This is a genomic window from Primorskyibacter flagellatus (genome assembly GCF_014638275.1).
GTDB lineage: Bacteria > Pseudomonadota > Alphaproteobacteria > Rhodobacterales > Rhodobacteraceae > Pseudooceanicola > Pseudooceanicola flagellatus_A.
In genome coordinates this window covers 570,039-586,339 of sequence record NZ_BMFJ01000002.1, presented here as the reverse complement: position 1 = coordinate 586,339, position 16,301 = coordinate 570,039, and the positions used below count along the sequence as shown (strand labels likewise).

The 16,301-nt window shown below is 66.2% G+C and carries 22 protein-coding genes; 14 read left to right on the top strand and 8 right to left on the bottom strand.

Annotated features, from left to right (window positions below; translation table 11 throughout):
* The first annotated feature begins 2 nt into the window (after positions 1-2).
* Entirely contained in the window at positions 3-1,247 is a 1,245-nt protein-coding gene (locus tag IEV87_RS17185) for a glycosyltransferase (RefSeq protein WP_188479041.1), read from the top strand.
* 4 nt (positions 1,248-1,251) lie between these two features.
* Here IEV87_RS17185 and IEV87_RS17180 read toward each other — a convergent pair whose 3' ends face one another.
* Positions 1,252-1,770: a DUF3576 domain-containing protein gene (locus IEV87_RS17180; protein WP_188479040.1), complete on the bottom strand. Its 519-nt coding sequence runs from the start codon at positions 1,768-1,770 to the stop codon at positions 1,252-1,254.
* Positions 1,771-2,057: 287 nt separating this feature from the next.
* Between IEV87_RS17180 and IEV87_RS17175 the strand changes: the two genes are divergently transcribed.
* From IEV87_RS17175 to IEV87_RS17165, 3 genes are all read left to right on the top strand, one after another.
* Positions 2,058-2,948: a porin gene (locus IEV87_RS17175; protein WP_188479039.1), complete on the top strand. Its 891-nt coding sequence runs from the start codon at positions 2,058-2,060 to the stop codon at positions 2,946-2,948.
* Positions 2,949-3,040: 92 nt separating this feature from the next.
* Positions 3,041-3,688, top strand: a complete 648-nt coding sequence (locus tag IEV87_RS17170) for a YggS family pyridoxal phosphate-dependent enzyme (RefSeq protein ID WP_188479038.1) — start codon at positions 3,041-3,043, stop codon at positions 3,686-3,688.
* A 61-nt stretch (positions 3,689-3,749) separates the two neighbouring features.
* Positions 3,750-4,142, top strand: a complete 393-nt coding sequence (locus IEV87_RS17165; RefSeq protein WP_229737681.1) for a YbhB/YbcL family Raf kinase inhibitor-like protein — start codon at positions 3,750-3,752, stop codon at positions 4,140-4,142.
* A gap of 3 nt (positions 4,143-4,145) precedes the next feature.
* Here IEV87_RS17165 and IEV87_RS17160 read toward each other — a convergent pair whose 3' ends face one another.
* Together IEV87_RS17160 and ribA are read right to left on the bottom strand one after the other, a co-directional pair.
* Positions 4,146-4,622 (bottom strand): L,D-transpeptidase family protein, encoded by a 477-nt coding sequence (locus IEV87_RS17160; RefSeq protein ID WP_188479037.1) that lies wholly within the window; start codon positions 4,620-4,622, stop codon positions 4,146-4,148.
* Positions 4,622-5,698, bottom strand: coding sequence for a GTP cyclohydrolase II (ribA, locus tag IEV87_RS17155; RefSeq protein WP_188479036.1), 1,077 nt, complete (start codon positions 5,696-5,698; stop codon positions 4,622-4,624). Before ribA ends, IEV87_RS17160 begins: the two co-directional genes overlap by 1 nt.
* 172 nt (positions 5,699-5,870) lie before the next feature.
* Between ribA and IEV87_RS17150 the strand changes: the two genes are divergently transcribed.
* Together IEV87_RS17150 and IEV87_RS17145 are read left to right on the top strand one after the other, a co-directional pair.
* Entirely contained in the window at positions 5,871-6,557 is a 687-nt protein-coding gene (locus tag IEV87_RS17150) for a response regulator transcription factor (RefSeq protein WP_188479035.1), read from the top strand.
* A gap of 290 nt (positions 6,558-6,847) precedes the next feature.
* Positions 6,848-7,711, top strand: a complete 864-nt coding sequence (locus IEV87_RS17145) for a DMT family transporter (protein WP_188479034.1) — start codon at positions 6,848-6,850, stop codon at positions 7,709-7,711.
* On the opposite strand, the gene IEV87_RS17140 is transcribed toward IEV87_RS17145, so the two are convergent.
* Positions 7,712-8,890 carry a MalY/PatB family protein gene (locus IEV87_RS17140; protein WP_188479033.1) on the bottom strand — a complete coding sequence of 393 codons (1,179 nt, stop codon included), beginning with the start codon at positions 8,888-8,890 and terminating at the stop codon, positions 7,712-7,714.
* A 147-nt stretch (positions 8,891-9,037) separates the two neighbouring features.
* Here IEV87_RS17140 and def (IEV87_RS17135) point away from each other — a divergent pair, with 147 nt between their 5' ends.
* From def (IEV87_RS17135) to IEV87_RS17110, 6 genes are all read left to right on the top strand, one after another.
* Entirely contained in the window at positions 9,038-9,556 is a 519-nt protein-coding gene (def, locus tag IEV87_RS17135) for a peptide deformylase (protein ID WP_188479032.1), read from the top strand.
* The gene (gene def, locus IEV87_RS17130) at positions 9,556-10,044 is read left to right on the top strand and encodes a peptide deformylase (RefSeq protein ID WP_188479031.1); all 489 of its coding nucleotides are present in this window, start codon (positions 9,556-9,558) and stop codon (positions 10,042-10,044) included. Before def (IEV87_RS17135) ends, def (IEV87_RS17130) begins: the two co-directional genes overlap by 1 nt.
* Before the next feature lie 72 nt (positions 10,045-10,116).
* The gene (gene fmt / locus IEV87_RS17125; protein ID WP_188479030.1) at positions 10,117-11,022 is read left to right on the top strand and encodes a methionyl-tRNA formyltransferase; all 906 of its coding nucleotides are present in this window, start codon (positions 10,117-10,119) and stop codon (positions 11,020-11,022) included.
* A gap of 9 nt (positions 11,023-11,031) precedes the next feature.
* Entirely contained in the window at positions 11,032-11,271 is a 240-nt protein-coding gene (locus tag IEV87_RS17120; RefSeq protein ID WP_188479029.1) for a hypothetical protein, read from the top strand.
* Between the two features lie 8 nt (positions 11,272-11,279).
* Positions 11,280-11,516 (top strand): GlsB/YeaQ/YmgE family stress response membrane protein, encoded by a 237-nt coding sequence (locus IEV87_RS17115; protein WP_188479028.1) that lies wholly within the window; start codon positions 11,280-11,282, stop codon positions 11,514-11,516.
* On the top strand, positions 11,492-12,295 hold the full coding sequence (locus IEV87_RS17110; protein WP_188479027.1) for a DUF6635 family protein: 804 nt from the start codon (positions 11,492-11,494) through the stop codon (positions 12,293-12,295). The genes IEV87_RS17115 and IEV87_RS17110 overlap by 25 nt, the downstream gene beginning before the upstream one ends.
* Here the strand turns inward: IEV87_RS17110 and rnhA are convergent, their stop codons facing one another.
* The 4 genes from rnhA to IEV87_RS17090 form a co-directional block, all read right to left on the bottom strand.
* Positions 12,296-12,745 carry a ribonuclease HI gene (rnhA, locus tag IEV87_RS17105; RefSeq protein WP_188479026.1) on the bottom strand — a complete coding sequence of 150 codons (450 nt, stop codon included), beginning with the start codon at positions 12,743-12,745 and terminating at the stop codon, positions 12,296-12,298.
* A 31-nt stretch (positions 12,746-12,776) separates the two neighbouring features.
* Positions 12,777-13,388, bottom strand: a complete 612-nt coding sequence (locus tag IEV87_RS17100; RefSeq protein WP_188479025.1) for a LysE family translocator — start codon at positions 13,386-13,388, stop codon at positions 12,777-12,779.
* Positions 13,389-13,524: 136 nt separating this feature from the next.
* Positions 13,525-14,475 (bottom strand): 4-hydroxy-3-methylbut-2-enyl diphosphate reductase, encoded by a 951-nt coding sequence (ispH, locus tag IEV87_RS17095; RefSeq protein WP_188479024.1) that lies wholly within the window; start codon positions 14,473-14,475, stop codon positions 13,525-13,527.
* Positions 14,476-14,592: 117 nt separating this feature from the next.
* Positions 14,593-15,174 (bottom strand): LabA-like NYN domain-containing protein, encoded by a 582-nt coding sequence (locus IEV87_RS17090; protein ID WP_188479023.1) that lies wholly within the window; start codon positions 15,172-15,174, stop codon positions 14,593-14,595.
* A 144-nt stretch (positions 15,175-15,318) separates the two neighbouring features.
* Here IEV87_RS17090 and folK point away from each other — a divergent pair, with 144 nt between their 5' ends.
* Together folK and rpoZ are read left to right on the top strand one after the other, a co-directional pair.
* Positions 15,319-15,891 carry a 2-amino-4-hydroxy-6-hydroxymethyldihydropteridine diphosphokinase gene (gene folK, locus IEV87_RS17085; protein ID WP_188479022.1) on the top strand — a complete coding sequence of 191 codons (573 nt, stop codon included), beginning with the start codon at positions 15,319-15,321 and terminating at the stop codon, positions 15,889-15,891.
* A 52-nt stretch (positions 15,892-15,943) separates the two neighbouring features.
* Positions 15,944-16,300, top strand: coding sequence for a DNA-directed RNA polymerase subunit omega (gene rpoZ / locus IEV87_RS17080; protein WP_188479021.1), 357 nt, complete (start codon positions 15,944-15,946; stop codon positions 16,298-16,300).
* Position 16,301 lies beyond the last annotated feature (1 nt).

Here is a 16,301-nt window from a genome sequence, read left to right as displayed (position 1 = left end):
CTATGAAGGTTCTCTTCATCCATCAGAATTTTCCCGGCCAGTTCAAACACCTGGCCTCGGTTCTCGCCCTGCGCGGACATGAGGTGAAGGCGCTGACGCTGCGGGTCAAGCAGCGGGCGACCTGGAACGGGGTGGAGATCCTGCCCTATGCGATCCGGCCGCGCGGAGAGCAGAAGACGCATCCCTGGATGCTGGACCTCGACAGCAAGGTGACGCGGGCCGAATCCTGCTATCTCGCCGCGCGCGAGATGAAGGCGGGGAGCTACACCCCGGATGTCATCATTTCGCACCATGGCTGGGGCGAGTCGCTGTTCCTGCGCGATCTCTGGCCCTCGGCCCGGATGGGGCTGTTCTGCGAGCTGTACCATCTGCCGGGGTATCCGCATGCGGGCTTCGATCCGGAATTCCCGGTGCGGGATGCGGAGACCGATCCGATGCGGATCCGTCTGAAGAACATCAACAACCACCTGCATTTCGACATCGCGCAGGCCGGGATCAGCCCGACACGCTTTCAGGCGGACACCTTTCCGCAGCCTTTCCGCGACCGGATCAGCGTGATCCACGACGGCATCGACACGCGGGCGCTGGTGGCCAACCCGGGGGCGCGGTTCGTGCTGGAGGACGGGCGGGCGCTGAGCCGCGAGGACGAGGTGGTGACCTTCGTGAACCGCAACCTCGAACCTTATCGCGGGTATCACGTCTTCATGCGCGCGCTGCCGCGGCTGCTGCGGGAACGGCCCGACGCCCAGGTGCTGATCGTGGGCGGGGAGGGGGTGAGCTATGGCGCGAAGCCACCGGCCGGAAAGACCTGGAAGCAGATCTACATCGACGAGGTGCGCGGCGCGATTCCGGATGCGGACTGGGCGCGGGTGCATTTCCTTGGGCGGATTCCCTACGACCGGTTCGTTGCGCTGCTGCAGGTCAGCCGGGTGCACCTGTACCTGACCTATCCCTTCGTCCTGTCCTGGTCGCTGTTCGAGGCGATGGCCTGCGAGGCGGCGATCGTCGCGTCGTCCACGGAGCCGGTGCTTGAGTCGGTCGAACATGACGAAACCGCGCGGCTGGTCGATTTCTTCGACGGCGATGCGCTTGTGGATCAGACCGTCGACCTGCTGGAGGACGCGGAGGCACGGGCGCGGCTTGGCCGGGCGGCGCGGGACAGTATCGTGGCGAATTACGACCTGCGGCGGGTGTGCCTGCCGCAGCAGATGGACTGGGTGACGCGGCTGGCCGAGGCGCCGCTTTGACCGGTCAGTAGCGGCGGTCGGCGGTCCGCAGCTGGCGGGCGCGGGTCAGGATCGCATCCTCCACCGCGCGCTGAGTCCCGACGGCCACCGGGCCGCCGCGCGTCTGGATCGCGACGTTCAGCGACCGGGCGTCCAGCGCGGGATCCTTGATGTAGACCGTCGCGCGATAGGCGCGGCCGCCGCCCGGGGGCGTGCCATAGCCGGTGACGATGACGCCGGTAAAGGGGTCAACCGTCTGAACGGGAAGGAAATCCAGCACCTCGAGCGAGGCGTTCCAGAGATAGCGGTTCACCCCGACCTTGCGCCCGTCGTCGCGGTCGCGCAGGGCGTCCCAGATCGTCGTGCGCGGGCGGCCGTTGCGTTCCAGATCGGGTTCCGCCGGGGTGACCAGCGTGCCGCCGCCTCCGCCCGACCGGAACAGGCCGCTGCCGCCGGACCCGCCCGACCCCAGACCCCCGCAGGCCGTCAGCGCCGCAAGCGAAACGGCGGCGGTGGCAAGTTTGAGGTAGGCCCTGGGTGTCATGTCCGGTCGTTCCAAAGTCGTTCGTCCCGGTTACTCCTAATGAAGGGCCGCAATAGGGGCAAGAATTAATGGCGGCGGGGTGCGGGTGCGGGCGGTAAGCAACTGCCGCCATACCGGAAAGGCCCTGCCGCCGGGGAAATCGACTGTGGCAGAGTTGCACCATTTGAACGTCGAAACTTTGAGGGGCCGTCGGTCCGCTTGCAATGACGACCCGAAAAGAGCGAAACGACTGTCATACCCAGACGGGACACCGGGCTGGGCTGACTTGTGAAATCGAGGGAAAACCCATGAAAAAGATTCTCTTCGCGACGACGGCTCTGGTTATGGCCGCTGGCGCTGCGTCCGCTGAAGTCGCCTTCTCGGGCTACGGCCGTTTCGGCCTGATGTACAACGACATGCCGGCAGCTGGCGTGTCCAAGACCAACATCACCAGCCGTCTCCGCCTGCAGATCGATGCAACCACCGAGTCTGACGCTGGCGTCACCTTCGGTGCGCGTGCTCGTATCCAGCAGACCAACGGCGGCGCAGGCACCGGCATCAACGGTGTTCGCTTCTACGCAAAAGCAGGCGGCCTGGAAGTCGGCGTCGGCAACATCATCGGTGCCTTCGAAGGCATGGACGGCCAGTACCCGATCGACCTCGGCCTGACCGGTCTGTCCTACAACTACACCGCCTACGGTGTGGGTGGCGCAGACGCCTACTCCTCCGCCGGTGCCGGTGCGTCCCTGACCAACGGTGTTGAAGTCATCTACACCGTCGGCGACTTCAAAGCGCACATCTCCGCTTCGGACACCAACAGCCGCGTTGCAGGCGCCTTCGCCTACTCCTTCAACGGCTACACCGCAGCGATCGGCTACCAGGACTCCACCGCCCTGACCGACACCGAGTGGACCGCAACCTTCGGCGGCAAGATCGCCCAGTTCGGCTTCAACATCGGCTACGCCCAGGCGTACAACGGTTTTGAGCGCTGGACCCTTGCCGGTTCCTACGACGTCTCCGACGCTCTGAACATCGAAGCCTACTACGCCAACGACACCAACACGGCGTTCGCTGACGAAGACTCCTACGGTATCGACTTCAACTACGATCTCGGCGGCGGCGCTTCGTTCCGCGGCGGTGTGGAAAAAATCTTCACCGGCGCAACCCAGGCCGACCTCGGTGTTCGCTTCAACTTCTGATCCGCTCACCTGAGCTGATCTTCGTGGGCAGGCCTTCGGGCCTGCCCATTTCGATTCTGGACCTCCGCATGTCTTCGTGACATCCCTTGCGCATGTCCCTGACCGAAATCCGTTCCCGTATCGCCAAAGCCTGTGACGCCGCCGGTCGCGACCCCGGCGAGGTTACGCTGATCGCCGTATCCAAGATGCAGCCGGACCACCGCGTCCGTGCGGTGTTGGAAGAAGGCCAGCGCGTCTTTGGCGAGAACCGGGTCCAGGAGGCTGCGGGCAAATGGCCGGGCTTTCGCGAAGACTTCGGCGCGGTGGAGCTGCATATCATCGGCCCGCTGCAGACCAACAAGGCGCGGCAGGCGATGGAGCTGGCGCAGGCGATCCATTCGCTCGACCGGCCCAAGCTGGCGACGACGCTGGCGCGGCTGGCGGATGAAATCGGGACCTGCCCCGACCTGTTCATCCAGGTGAACACGGGGGAGGAGCCGCAGAAGGCCGGGATCCTGCCGTCGGAAGTCGATTCCTTCGTGGCCGAGGTGCGCGGGCTTGGCCTGCCTCTCAAAGGGCTGATGTGCATTCCGCCGGTGGACGAGACGCCCTCGCTCCATTTCGCGCTGCTGGCCAAGTTCGCGGACCGCAACGGGCTGGCGGGGCTATCCATGGGCATGTCGGGCGACTTCGAAGAAGCGATTGCGCTTGGCGCGACCCATGTCCGGGTCGGGTCCGCGATCTTCGGGACGCGGCCGTAAATCCGATTGCGCCGGGCCGCGGGGCGGTGCGATGCTGGCCTCATTCATCAATGAGGATTTCATGAAATACATTCTGCCGCTGGTCATCGCGCCCCTCCTGTCCGCGGGTGCGGCATCTGCCGACATGACGCTCGACTTCAAATGGGGGAATATTCCGCTGTGTACGTCGGGCAATCCGAACACGGTCGGAAGTCCCGAGTTCACGCTCACGGGGGTTCCGGCGGGGACCAACCGGATCGACTTCACCCTCAAGGACCTGGACGTGCCCTCCTACAACCACGGCGGCGGGAAGGTGAAGGCAGAGGTCAGCGGGTCGGCGACCCTGCCCGGCGGTATCTTCAAGTACAAGAGCCCCTGTCCGCCGTCCGGATCGCACCGCTACCAGTGGAAGGCGGTCGCGAAGAACGGAAGCAAGACGCTTGGCACCGCGACGGCGATGCGGAACTATCCCTGACGCCTAGACCAGCAGCCGCGTGCCCGGCACGGCCCGTTCGGCGATCCAGCGGATGTGGTCGCGGCGGAAGGCCAGACAGCCCTCGGTCGGGTAGCCGGGACGGCGCTGCTGGTGCAGGAAGATGGCGGACCCGGCACCGGGCACGGCCTCTGGCCAGTTCCAGTCGGTGAGCAGCACGATGTCGTAGAGCGGGTCGGCGCGGCGGAGCTTTTCGTGGCTTGGCCCATAGGGGGCGCGGACCAGCTGGTTGTAGGCGGCATCCTTCGGCGCGTCGGACCAGAGCATCCCGGGCAGGATCGGCAGGGCCCAGGGGGCGGGGGCCGGCACGCGGTCGGGGCGGTAGAGACACCCGACGATCCGGTGCAGCCCGCGTGGCGTGGCCCCGTCGCCTTCGCGTTTGGCGTCGGACAGGCCGCCGCGCCCGATGGTACAGGGCAGGGTGCGCCCGGCGAAGTGCAGGCCCGCAGGCGACAGGCGCATCACAGGAGGTGCCCCGATTTCTTCGCCTTGGTGGCGAGGTATTTCGTGTTGTGCGGATTTTCCCCGACCTTCAGCGGCACCCGTTCGGTCACGGCAATGCCGTTCTTCTCCATCATCGCGATCTTGGCGGGATTGTTGGTCAGCAACCGGACAGAGGCGAATCCCATCTGTTTCAGCAGGGCCGCGCCGATGCGGAAGTCGCGCTCGTCATCCTCGAAGCCAAGCCGGTGGTTGGCCTCCACCGTGTCGAAACCCTGATCCTGCAGCGAATAGGCGCGCATCTTGTTGGCCAGCCCGATCCCGCGCCCCTCCTGGTTGAGATAGAGCAGGATACCCGCCCCTTCGTCGCCCATCTGGGTCAGGGCGCCGTGCAGCTGCGGGCCGCAGTCGCATTTGAGCGAACCGAGCAGGTCGCCGGTGAAGCAGGCGGAATGCAGGCGGGCGAGCACTGGGGTGTCGCGCGGGGGGCGGCCGATCTCTATGGCGTAATGCTCCTCTCCGCCGTCCTCGGGGCGGAAGACATGCAGACGGGAGTTTTCAGCGGCGGCGAGCGGGACGCGGGCGTGGATCACCGGGTGCAGCGGGCTGGCAGTGTCGAGAAGGTGGCGCGTCGCGGTCGCGTCGAGCGTCGTCAGCCCCTCGGGCGCGGTGGGGACGGAGAGGTTGAGCGCGGCGGGCAGGATGCGGGCGGATTTCAGGATGCGCAGCGCCAGCCGGTCGAGGTCGGCGGGACCTTCCCGCAGGGCGACGAAGGGCCCCTTCATGGGGGATCGGAGGTCGTCGGCCGGGTCCGCGACGGCGTTCAGCCACGTAAGGTCGGCGTCCTTCGGCAGGGTCAGCCGGGCCAGATCGCCATCATAGGCGCGGGCCTTCAGGGTTTCGGCCCGGCGCGCCGTGATCGCCAGATGCGGCGTGCCGCCAAGCGCGGCCAGCGCCGCCAGGCGGTCGGCGGACAGCGTTTCGACCGCCAGCACCAGCATCCGACGGGACCCGTCGCGCAGCACGATCGGCAGGCCCATGCGCAGGTCGGCGCGGGCGCGGGCAAGCTGTTCGGTGGCGTCGGGGATCAAGGACATGCGGATGCTTTCGAAACTTGATCCTGTTTAAACCGGTAAATTGCAAAGTTGAAACAAATCCCTGCGCAGGGACACGTCGGCGTGAGAGCACAGTAGCAAATCTTGCCGGACCCGTGAGCCGCGCGCATCTGGTGCGCAACGGCATATCCCTGCCGAATGACGGAGGCCCGATATGGCACAGTTGAAACGTATCCTGCTGGTCGATGACGAGGACGACCTGCGCGAAGCCCTTAGCGAACAGCTTGTGATGACCGAGGATTTCGATGTCCTCGAGGCCGACAACGGCGCCTGCGCGATGCAGAAGGTGAAGGAATCGCTGTTCGACCTGGTGATCCTGGACGTCGGTCTGCCCGACACGGACGGACGGGAGCTTTGCCGGCTGATGCGCAAGCAGGGCGTGAAGGCCCCGATCCTGATGCTCACCGGGCATGACAGTGACGCGGACACGATCCTCGGGCTTGACGCCGGGGCGAATGACTACATCACAAAGCCGTTCAAGTTTCCGGTCCTGCTGGCCCGCATCCGCGCGCAGCTGCGCCAGCACGAACAGTCCGAGGATGCGGTGTTCCAGCTTGGGCCGTATACCTTCCGTCCCAGCATGAAGATGCTGCTGACCGAGGACGAGAAGAAGATCCGCCTGACGGAGAAGGAGACGAACATCCTCAAGTTCCTCTACCGTTCGACCGACGGCGTGGTGGCGCGCGACGTGCTGCTGCACGAGGTGTGGGGCTACAACGCGGGCGTGACGACCCACACGCTGGAAACCCATATCTACCGACTGCGGCAGAAGATCGAACCCGATCCGTCGAATGCGCGGCTTCTGGTGACGGAGAGCGGCGGGTACCGTCTGGTGGCATAAAAGCCACAACCTGCGGGAGAATCGAGGTAAGGAATACCAGCCTTATTCTTGCCCGTTGAATGATGATAACATGTTTTTCGGAACCTTCGGGAACCAACCCGCACATATCCGGGTTTGATATGTACCTCCCTGTTGGACTTGCCCGGGCCTAGTGCCCGGGTTTCTTTTTGTCTGATATCAAGGGCGTGCAGGGTCTCTTATCCTGGCACCGGCGGCGTTGCGACCGCGCTTTCCCCCTCGCCGTTCCGGGAAGAATCGGTACTCTCACCGGTGGATTCCGGGGGGATTTCTTGGACCATTGGATTTTTCTGCTCTCGCTGGCGGCCTCGGTCTGCCTGGCGCTCGGGCTGGTGTTCACCACCTTCGGGCTGCGGACCCTGTCGCCGCTGGTCGGGGCGACCTATTCGGTGCCGACATCGCTGGTGCTGTTCCTCTGCCTTGCACCGCTTACCATCGACTGGAGCGGGGCGGACTGGCGGGCAGTTGCGATCTTTGCCGGGGCGGGGGTGTTCTACCCGGCGGTGGTGTCGCTGGTGAACTTCGTGTCGAACCGGGCGATCGGGCCGAACCTGACCGGGGGGCTGGGCAACACATCGCCGATCTTCGCCATCGGGTTGGCGATCCTCCTGCTTGGCGAGGTGCCCTCTGCGGTGCAGGGGCTGGGGATACTCGGGGTCTGCGCCGGGCTGGTGCTGCTGGCGCTGGACAAGGTGCGCAGCCATCCATCGGTGCGGCTGATGGTGCTGGCCCTGCCGCTGCTCGGTGCGTTCCTGCGCGGCGCGGTGCAGCCGGTCGTGAAGCTGGGCTACGACTACTGGCACGCGCCCTTCGCCGCCGGACTGATCGCCTACCTGATGTCGAGCCTCGTGGTCTGGGGGGCCTGCATGACCGCCGGGCAGCACCGGCCCGAAGGCGCGCGCGCGGGCATCCTGTGGTTCATGGTCATCGGGCTTTGCAACGGGCTGGCGGTGGTGTTCCTCTACTCCGCCCTCGGGCGGGGAGAGGTGGTGCAGGTGTCGCCGGTGGTGGCGACCTATCCGCTGTTCACCATCCTGTTCAACCGGTTGATCCACCGCGACCGCAGCATGGGCGCGCGCGGCTTCATCGGCTCTGCCGTGTCGGTGGCGGGGGTGGTCGCGGTGATCCTCGGCTGATTACTGGAGGTCGCGGAAGGCGTGTTGCATGCGTTCCACCGCCTCCACCACGCGGGTGCGGGGCGTCGCGAGATTGAACCGCTGGAAGGGCGCGCCGCCCGCGCCGAAGGTCTCGCCAAGGTTCACGGCGATCTTCGCGTCCTTCTGGATGCGGCGCTGCACCTCCGTCGACTCCATCCCCGTGCCGGAGAAGTCGACCCAGGCGAGGTAGGTGCCTTCGAGCGGCATGCTGTGCAGGCCGGGGATCGCCGCCATGCCGTCGTCGAAGATGCGGCGGTTGCCGTCGAGATAGGTCATCAGCGCATCGACCCAGTCCGCCCCTTCCGGTGAATAGGCGGCGGGCACCATGTGCTTGCCGAAGGCGTTCGGGGAAATGCCGAAGGCGGTCATCACCGCATCGAATTTCTGCCGCAGATCGGGGTCGGAGATGATGACGTTGCCGGTGTGCATCCCGGCGAGGTTGAAGGTCTTGGTCGTCGCGGACATCATGACCAGCCGCTCCGCCGCGCCCGGTATCAGGGCCAGCGGGATGTGCTTTTCGCCGGGCATGATGAGGTCGTGGTGGATTTCATCGGACACGATGAGGAGGTCGTGGCGCTGTGCGAACGCCAGCAGGCCTTCGAGTTCCGCCCGAGTCCAGACGCGGCCGCCGGGGTTGTGGGGGGAGCAGAAGACGATCATCTTCTCTTTCCCGGTCATCTGCGCGTCGTAGGCGTCGAAGTCGAGCGTGTAGCGGCCATCCGTCAGTGCCATCGGGCATTCGGTGACGGTGCGGCCGGCGGCGCGGATCACGCGGAAGAAGGCATGGTAGATCGGAGTGAACATGACCACCGCATCGCCGGGTTTCGTGAAGCCCTCCACGCAGAGGCCGGTGCCGTTGACGAGGCCGTGGGTGGAGAAGACGTGGCCGGGGTCGACGGTCCAGTCGTGGCGGGTCTGCATCCACCAGCAAATCGCGTTCAGATAGGCCTCGTCATCGCCGAAATAGCCGAAGACACCGTGATCGAGATAGGCGCGCAGGGCGTCGGTGACGCTGTGCGGGGGGCGGAAGTCCATGTCAGCGACCCACATCGGAATGCCGTCGTCGGGGGACACGCCCGAAAACGTCTCCATCTTGTCCCATTTGGCGGAGTGGGTGTTGCGGCGTTCGATCAGTTCGTCGAAATCGGGGGCGGTCACGTGAGGCCTTTCACAACTTTCGGAATTTCCGGGAAAACTACTCCTTTGACAGGTGGCGGCAAGGGGGTGCGCCCCCCGGCGCTGTGCGCCACAACGCAGGACCGGGGACGGATTGCGCGGCGCGGTCCCTTCGCTTACATGAGGCGCATGATCAGACCCATCCTCATCCACCCGGATCCGCGCCTGAAAAAGGTCGTCGATCCGGTTGCCGACATCACCGACGACCTGCGTCGGACGGCCGACGACATGCTGGCCACCATGTATGACGCGCCAGGCATCGGGCTGGCCGGGCCGCAGATCGGGCTGATGGCCCGTCTGATCGTGCTGGACTGCGAAAAGGACGAAGCCGCCGCGCCCCGTCCGCTGATCATGTTCAACCCGGAGATCATCGCTTCCTCGGATGAAAAATCGGTTTACGAGGAAGGCTGCCTGTCGATCCCCGAACAATATGCCGAGGTGGAGCGCCCGGCGGAGGTGACGGTGCGCTGGATGGACCGGGACGGCAAGGCGCAGGAAGAGACCTTCGACAAGCTCTGGGCGACCTGCGTGCAGCACGAGATCGACCATCTCGATGGCAAGCTCTTCATCGACTACATCAGCCCGATCAAGCGGCAGATCATCACCCGGAAGATGCAGAAGCTGAAGCGCGACCGGGCCCGCGCCTGATGGCCATCCGCCCGATCCTGCGTTGGCCCGACCGGCGTCTGAAGACCGTCGCGGCGGATGTGCCGGAGGTGACGGAAGACGTCCGCGCCCACTGGGACGACATGGTCGCGACGATGGAGGCGATGCCGGGCGTCGGTCTCGCGGCGGTACAGATCGGGGTGATGCTGCGGCTGGCGGTGGTCGATGCGTCCTCGGACCGGGGGCAGGCGGTGCGCATGGCCAATCCGGAGGTGCTGCATGCGAGCGTGGAGCCGCGCGAGCACGAGGAGGCCTCGCCCTGTCTGCCCGGCGTGTCGGCAAAGGTCGTACGGCCGCGGGCGGTGACGGTGCGGTTTCTCAACGCGGAGGGCGCAGTGGAGGAGCGGGATTTCGTCGGGCTCTGGGCGACATCGGTGCAGCACCAGATCGACCATCTGGCGGGGCGGATGTATTTCGACCGGCTGAGCAGGGTGAAACGGGACATGCTGCTGCGCAAGGCGCGCCGGTAGGAGAGTGCGGGGCCGAGGAGCGCTGCCCCTCGGGCTCCCCGGAGTATTTTGGGCAAGATGAAGGAGCAGGACATGCGGATCGTCTTCATGGGAACGCCGGAATTTTCGGTACCGGTGCTGGAGGCGCTGGTCGATGCCGGGCATGAGATTGCCTGCGTGTACTGCCAGCCGCCGCGGCCTGCGGGGCGGGGGAAGAAGGACAGGCCATCGCCCGTGCAGGCGCGGGCTGAGGCGCTTGGGCTCATGGTGCGGCATCCGGTGTCGCTGAAGGGGGCGGAGGCGCAGGCGGAGTTTGCCGCGCTCGGGGCGGAGGTTGCGGTTGTCGTGGCCTATGGTCTGATCCTGCCGCAGGCTGTGCTGGACGCGCCGGAACGAGGGTGCCTGAACATCCATGCCTCGCTTCTGCCGCGCTGGCGGGGGGCGGCGCCGATCCATCGTGCTATTATGGCGGGCGACGCGGAGAGCGGGGTCTGCATCATGCAGATGGAGGCCGGGCTCGACACCGGGCCGGTGCTGCTGCGCGAGGCGCTGGAGATCGGGGCGGAGGAGACCACGGCGGAGCTGCATGACCGGCTGTCCGTGCTGGGCGCGCGGCTGATCGTGGAAGCACTGGCGGAGTTGGACGGGCTGGTGGCCGAGGTGCAGCCGGACGAGGGCGTGACCTATGCCGCCAAGATCGACAAGGCAGAGGCGCGGGTGGACTGGAGCAAGCCCGTGGAAGAAGTTGACCGGCTGATCCGCGGGCTGTCGGTCTTTCCCGGCGCCTGGTGCGAGATCGGGGGGGAGCGGGTGAAGCTGCTCGGGTCCCGTATCGCCACCGGGGCAGGGGCGCCGGGCGAGGCGCTGGACGATGCGCTGACCGTGGCCTGCGGGGAGGGGGCGGTGCGGCTTTTGCGGTTGCAACGGGCGGGCAAGGGCCCGCAGGATGCGGCGGAGTTCCTGCGCGGCCGGCCTGTGCCCGCCGGCAGCCGTCTGTAGGAGGACCGGATGTTTCCGACCCTGATCGGCACCGTCGTGATCGCGGGCATCGTCGGCTATGTTTCCGAACGCAGCGGGTTCACGCGCAACGGCGTCGTGCCGTCGGTCATCATCTGCATCGGCGGGGCCTTCCTGTTCTATTTCGTCGCGATCATGTTCGGGCTCCGGCTGTTTTCGCCGGGGATCGATGCGATACTGGCCTCGGTCGGGGCGCTGGTGATCGTGCCGACTCATTACCGGCGGAAATAGGGGGCGGCATGGGTGTCATCTGGTTGCTGATCGTGGGGGCCGCGGCGGGGTTCTTCGCCACGCGGATCATGCGGGTCGAGGCCTCGGTTCCCGTCACCGTCGCGATCGGCATGGGCGGTGCGGTGATCGGCGGGCTGATCGTGCGCGCGCTGCTGTCGGTGATGGGCCTGTTCGCGGGGCTGGTCGGTGCGGTTCTGGGCGCGCTTCTGCTGATCTGGCTATGGCAGACCTACGGGCCGAAATAACCTCTGGCATGGAGCGGCAGGTGCGGGCCTTCGTCCGGCGACGGTTCGGGCTGCGGGGGACGCTGAGGCTGCACCGCGCGGCAATCGGGGCGGACCTGCTGCGGGCGCCGGTCAACGTGGTTCTGGCGCCGGTGTTCCTGTTGGTGAAGGTCCTGGCCCGGGTCGCGCGGCTGGTCCAGTTGCCCCGCATGGCGGGCTGGCTGGCGCGGCGCGAGGTGTTCCTGACAACGGCGGTGTCGCGTGCGGTTCGGGCAGAGGTGACGGCGTTCGTCCTTGGCGTAACGGATGCACCGGAAGACCGGGTGGCGCGGGCCGTCGGCGAGTATGCGGCGACGCGCAATGCTGTGGCGGAAATCGTCACGACGCTGGTGGTGCTGCTGGCCGGGGTGGTTCTGTTCCATGCGGTGACGCCGGGGGTGATCTCCCTCGCCGGGCCTCTGGCAGAGGCGCAGGCGGCGCGGCGCGCGGCAGAGGGGTTCTGGCTGGGGCAGGGGGCCGGGCGGCTCTACTACGGGGTGTTCCCGGTGCATCTGCCGGTCTGGCAGGTGGCGCTGACGGGGGTGGGGCTGGCGATGGCGGGATCGGTGGTGACGACCTTTGCCGGGGTCATCGCGGACCCGGTGCAGGTGGCGACAGGCGTTCACCGGCGGCGGCTGATGCGGTTGATCGCGCGGGTGCAGGCGGGGGCCGGCGAGGGGCTGGCGCGGGAACATGTGATCGCGCGCGCCGGGGACCTGTCGGACATGGCGCTGAGCCTGTGGCGGATGCTGCGGGGCTGATTACTTGAAGGGCGCCATGCCCGCACGGGCGAGTTCGTCGGCGCGTTCGTTTTCCGGATGACCGGCGTGGCCCTTGACCCATTTCCAGGTGACCGTGTGGCGTTTCTGGGCCTCGTCGAGGCGCTGCCAGAGGTCGGCGTTCTTGACCGGCTTCCGGTCGGCGGTCTTCCAGCCGTTGCGCTTCCAGCCGTGGATCCAGCTGGTCACGCCGTTCTTGACGTAGGCGCTGTCGGTCACGACCGTGATCGCGGTCGCGCGGCCGAGGCTTTCCAGCGCGTTGATCGCGGCCAGCAGCTCCATGCGGTTGTTGGTGGTGTCGGCCTCCCCGCCTGACAGGTCGCGTTCCTTGAGGACTGTGTCGCCCTCCCTGGCCTGAAGCAGGACGCCCCAGCCTCCCGGGCCGGGGTTGCCGGAGCAGGCTCCGTCGGTGAAGGCGTAGTAGTCGGGCATGGGCGCGATGGACCATGCCCGGCCCGCGGGGTCAAGCCCGTTCGAGGGCGAGGCGCAGGCCAAGCGCCGCGAACCCGGCGGCGAAGATGCGGCGGAGCCAGGCCATGGCGCGTTCGGATTCCACCAGATAGCGGCGCATGGTCCCGGCGGCGAGCGCGTAGGTCAGCATGACCGCGCCGGTGGTGGCGACGAAGACGAGGCCAAGCGCGAAGAGGTCACGGTTCGGCGTGGCGGAGGCGGCGGGCAGGAACTGCGGCAGGAAGGCGAGGAAGAAGAGCGGCAGTTTGGGGTTCAGCAGGTTCAGCAGGACGCCTCGCCGGACGATGCGGAGAGGTGATGCGGCGCAGGTATCGGGGGAGATCGCGAGCGCTCCGGTGCCCTTGAGCGTGGTCCAGGCCATCCAGAGGAGGTAGACGGCCCCGGCGAGCTTGATCGCCTGGAAGAGCAGGGCGGAGGTGTGCAGGATCGCCGCCAGCCCCGCCAGCGCCACGCCAAGGTGGAAGACGGTCGCAAGGGTGCAGCCAAGCGCGGCCCAGGCCCCCGCGCGCAGGCCGGACCCGAGCGAGACCGACAGGGTATAGATCACCCCGAGACCGGGGGCGAGGCAGACGATCAGGTTGGCGATGAGGAATTCGGGGGACATGGACATGCTCCGTCAGGGTCGGGCGGAGAGTGGCACGAGTTCGGGCGTTCGCCAAGGGCGGAGCGGGCGCGGGGGCTGTCCGCCCCCCTTGGCCTTACGGCCAATTCCCCCGAGGATATTTGCGGCAACGTGAATGTCAGGCCGGGACGCGAAGGATGCGGGGCACCTTGAATTCGACGTTTTCGGTGGCGGTTTCGACCTGTTCAACCGTGACGTCGTAGCGGGCTTTCAGGGCATCGATGACCTCGTTCACCAGCACCTCCGGGGCGGAGGCGCCGGCGGTGATGCCGATGGCGCGGATGCCTTCCAGCGCGCGCCAGTCGATATCGGTGGCACGCTGGACAAGCTGGGCATAGGCACAGCCGTTCTTGGCCGCGACCTCGACCAGACGGCGGGAGTTGGAGGAGTTGGGCGCACCGACGACCAGCATGGCGTCGATCTTTCCGGCCATGGCCTTCACGGCTTCCTGCCGGTTGGTGGTGGCGTAGCAGATGTCTTCCTTGTGGGGGCCGATGATGGCGGGGAAGCGCGCCTGCAGCGCGGCGACAATGCCCTTCGTGTCATCGACCGAAAGGGTGGTCTGGGTGACGAAGGCAAGCCGCGCGGGATCGCGGACCGAAAGGGTGGCGACGTCGGCCTCGGTTTCGACGAGCAGGACCTCTCCGTCGGGGAGCTGACCCATGGTGCCGATCGTCTCGGGGTGGCCTGCGTGGCCGATCATGACGATCTGGAGGCCGTTCTCATGATGCCGCTCCGCCTCGATATGGACCTTGGAGACCAGCGGGCAGGTGGCATCGACATAGACCATTTCGCGGCGCGCGGCTTCGGCCGGGACGGCCTTGGGGACGCCATGGGCGGAGAAGATGACGGGGCGGTCTTCCGGGCAGTCGTCCAGTTCCTCAACAAAGACGGCGCCCTGGTCGCGCAGGGCATCCACGACGAACTTGTTGTGCACGATCTCGTGGCGGACGTAGACCGGGGCGCCCCATTTCTGCAGTGCCATTTCCACGATCTTGATTGCGCGGTCGACACCTGCGCAGAAGCCGCGCGGGGCGGCGAGGTAGAGCGTGAGGGGGGGCTTGGACATTGGCGTCTCCTTCCGGCCCGATCTAGCGGGGCAGGGGCGCGGCGTCCAGTCCGGGGCGTTCCCCCGGCTGCAATGCGCAGGAGGGGCGCGGGCGCCGGAAACCGGCGCCCGTGCTTGTCAGTCTTCCGACGCCATGGCGCGGGTACGCGCCGCGCCTTCGTCGGAATTGTCGCGCGGCGGACGACCGATCACATCGCGCAGGTCGTCCAGTTCGATGAAGTTGTCGGCCTGGCGGCGCAGTTCGTCGGCAATCATCGGCGGCTGGCTGCGGATCGTCGAGACGACCGACACCCGGACCCCCTGGCGCTGAAGGCTTTCCACCAGCGGCCGGAAATCCCCGTCACCGGAGAAGAGCACGATATGGTCGACGCGCGGCGCAAGTTCCATGGCATCGACGGTGAGTTCGATGTCCATGTTCCCCTTGACCTTCCGGCGGCCCTGACTGTCGGTGTATTCCTTGGCGGGTTTGGTCACCATGGAGAAACCGTTGTAATGCAGCCAGTCGACCAGCGGGCGGATCGGCGAATACTCGTCATTCTCAAGCAGCGCAGTGTAGTAGAACGCGCGCAGCAGCTTGCCACGACGCATGAACTCCTGCCTCAGCAGCTTGTAGTCGATGTCGAAACCGAGTGCCTTGGCCGCCGCGTACAGATTGGAGCCGTCGATGAACAGCGCCAGCCGTTCGTCTTTGTAAAACATCCAATACCTTTCCAAAATCTTTGCGACCCGGTCCGTGAGTGAGTGTAATGCATGGGACGCAATGTTTGCGGAAGATACGTGCAAACCGTCTGTGTATCAAGCAGTTGCGCCTGTCCATAAGGGTAGGTTCAGGGGGAAGTGACGATGCGTTACCTGATTGCCTTCGGTGGAAATCTTCCTGTTTTGGGGAAGAGTGTCGGCGGAAATCTGCAATCTGCGGTTGCTGAGCTGGAGAGAAATGCCGGGAGAATCATCGCCCGCTCGGGAGTATACCGGTCGCCGGCCTTTCCCCCGGGGGCGGGGCCGGACTACCGGAATGGTGCGTTGATGCTGGATTCCAGCCTGGATGCCGCCGATCTCTTGGCAGAGATGCACAAAACAGAGGCTTCACACGGTCGTGTCCGTCGCGAAAGATGGGGCGCACGTTCGGTGGACCTGGACCTGATCGCGGCAGGGTCAATCGTGACGCCGGACCGCGCCACCTGGATCCGCTGGTATGAGCTGCCGCCTGAGCGGCAAACCGCCGAGCGGCCCGAAAGCCTGATTTTGCCACACCCGCGTTTGCAGGACCGGAGCTTCGTTCTTGTGCCCTTGATGGAGATCGCGCCGGAGTGGCGGCACCCGGTCCTTGGCCGGACCGTGGCGGAGATGCACGCGGATTTGACCGAGGAGGACCGCCGATCCGTGGTTTTGTTGGGCGATCCGGGTTGTCAATAGGCCGCGTGGAGCGTATGAGGGCGTTTCATCCCCGAGAAAGCCGGAGTGCCCCATGGCCCGTGTGACCGTTGAAGATTGCGTTGACAAAGTCCCGAACCGTTTCGAGCTGGTCATGCTCGCCGCGCATCGTGCGCGCGAAATCTCGGCCGGGGCGGCGATCACCGTGGATCGCGACAACGACAAGAACCCGGTCGTGTCCCTGCGCGAAATCGCGGAAGAGACCCAGTCCGCCGACGAACTGCGCGAGCGCCTGATCGAGGCGAACCAGTCCCAGATCGAGGTCGACGAGCCGGAAGAAGACAGCATGGCACTGCTCATGGGTTCGGAAACGGCCGACAAACCGGTCGAGGATGACATGAGCGAAGAGAAACTCCTCCGCGCGCTGATGGAGGCGCAGGGCCAGGGTTAAG

Excerpts from the sequence above, each read along its gene's own strand:
- IEV87_RS17185 (WP_188479041.1), top strand. The coding sequence starts at position 3 with ATGAAGGTTCTCTTCATCCATCAGAATTTTCCCGGCCAGTTCAAACAC.
- def (WP_188479032.1), top strand. The coding sequence starts at position 9,038 with ATGATCAGACCCATCCTCATCCACCCGGATCCGCGCCTGAAAAAGGTC.
- def (WP_188479031.1), top strand. The coding sequence starts at position 9,556 with ATGGCCATCCGCCCGATCCTGCGTTGGCCCGACCGGCGTCTGAAGACC.
- IEV87_RS17160 (WP_188479037.1), bottom strand. The coding sequence starts at position 4,622 with ATGCGCCTGTCGCCTGCGGGCCTGCACTTCGCCGGGCGCACCCTGCCC.
- IEV87_RS17090 (WP_188479023.1), bottom strand. The coding sequence starts at position 15,174 with ATGTTTTACAAAGACGAACGGCTGGCGCTGTTCATCGACGGCTCCAAT.
- ispH (WP_188479024.1), bottom strand. The coding sequence starts at position 14,475 with ATGTCCAAGCCCCCCCTCACGCTCTACCTCGCCGCCCCGCGCGGCTTC.
- folK (WP_188479022.1), top strand. The coding sequence starts at position 15,319 with ATGCGTTACCTGATTGCCTTCGGTGGAAATCTTCCTGTTTTGGGGAAG.
- IEV87_RS17115 (WP_188479028.1), top strand. The coding sequence starts at position 11,280 with ATGGGTGTCATCTGGTTGCTGATCGTGGGGGCCGCGGCGGGGTTCTTC.
- IEV87_RS17175 (WP_188479039.1), top strand. The coding sequence starts at position 2,058 with ATGAAAAAGATTCTCTTCGCGACGACGGCTCTGGTTATGGCCGCTGGC.
- IEV87_RS17170 (WP_188479038.1), top strand. The coding sequence starts at position 3,041 with ATGTCCCTGACCGAAATCCGTTCCCGTATCGCCAAAGCCTGTGACGCC.
- rnhA (WP_188479026.1), bottom strand. The coding sequence starts at position 12,745 with ATGCCCGACTACTACGCCTTCACCGACGGAGCCTGCTCCGGCAACCCC.
- fmt (WP_188479030.1), top strand. The coding sequence starts at position 10,117 with ATGCGGATCGTCTTCATGGGAACGCCGGAATTTTCGGTACCGGTGCTG.
- ribA (WP_188479036.1), bottom strand. The coding sequence starts at position 5,698 with ATGTCCTTGATCCCCGACGCCACCGAACAGCTTGCCCGCGCCCGCGCC.
- IEV87_RS17180 (WP_188479040.1), bottom strand. The coding sequence starts at position 1,770 with ATGACACCCAGGGCCTACCTCAAACTTGCCACCGCCGCCGTTTCGCTT.
- rpoZ (WP_188479021.1), top strand. The coding sequence starts at position 15,944 with ATGGCCCGTGTGACCGTTGAAGATTGCGTTGACAAAGTCCCGAACCGT.
- IEV87_RS17120 (WP_188479029.1), top strand. The coding sequence starts at position 11,032 with ATGTTTCCGACCCTGATCGGCACCGTCGTGATCGCGGGCATCGTCGGC.
- IEV87_RS17100 (WP_188479025.1), bottom strand. The coding sequence starts at position 13,388 with ATGTCCCCCGAATTCCTCATCGCCAACCTGATCGTCTGCCTCGCCCCC.
- IEV87_RS17110 (WP_188479027.1), top strand. The coding sequence starts at position 11,492 with ATGGCAGACCTACGGGCCGAAATAACCTCTGGCATGGAGCGGCAGGTG.
- IEV87_RS17165 (WP_229737681.1), top strand. The coding sequence starts at position 3,750 with ATGAAATACATTCTGCCGCTGGTCATCGCGCCCCTCCTGTCCGCGGGT.
- IEV87_RS17150 (WP_188479035.1), top strand. The coding sequence starts at position 5,871 with ATGGCACAGTTGAAACGTATCCTGCTGGTCGATGACGAGGACGACCTG.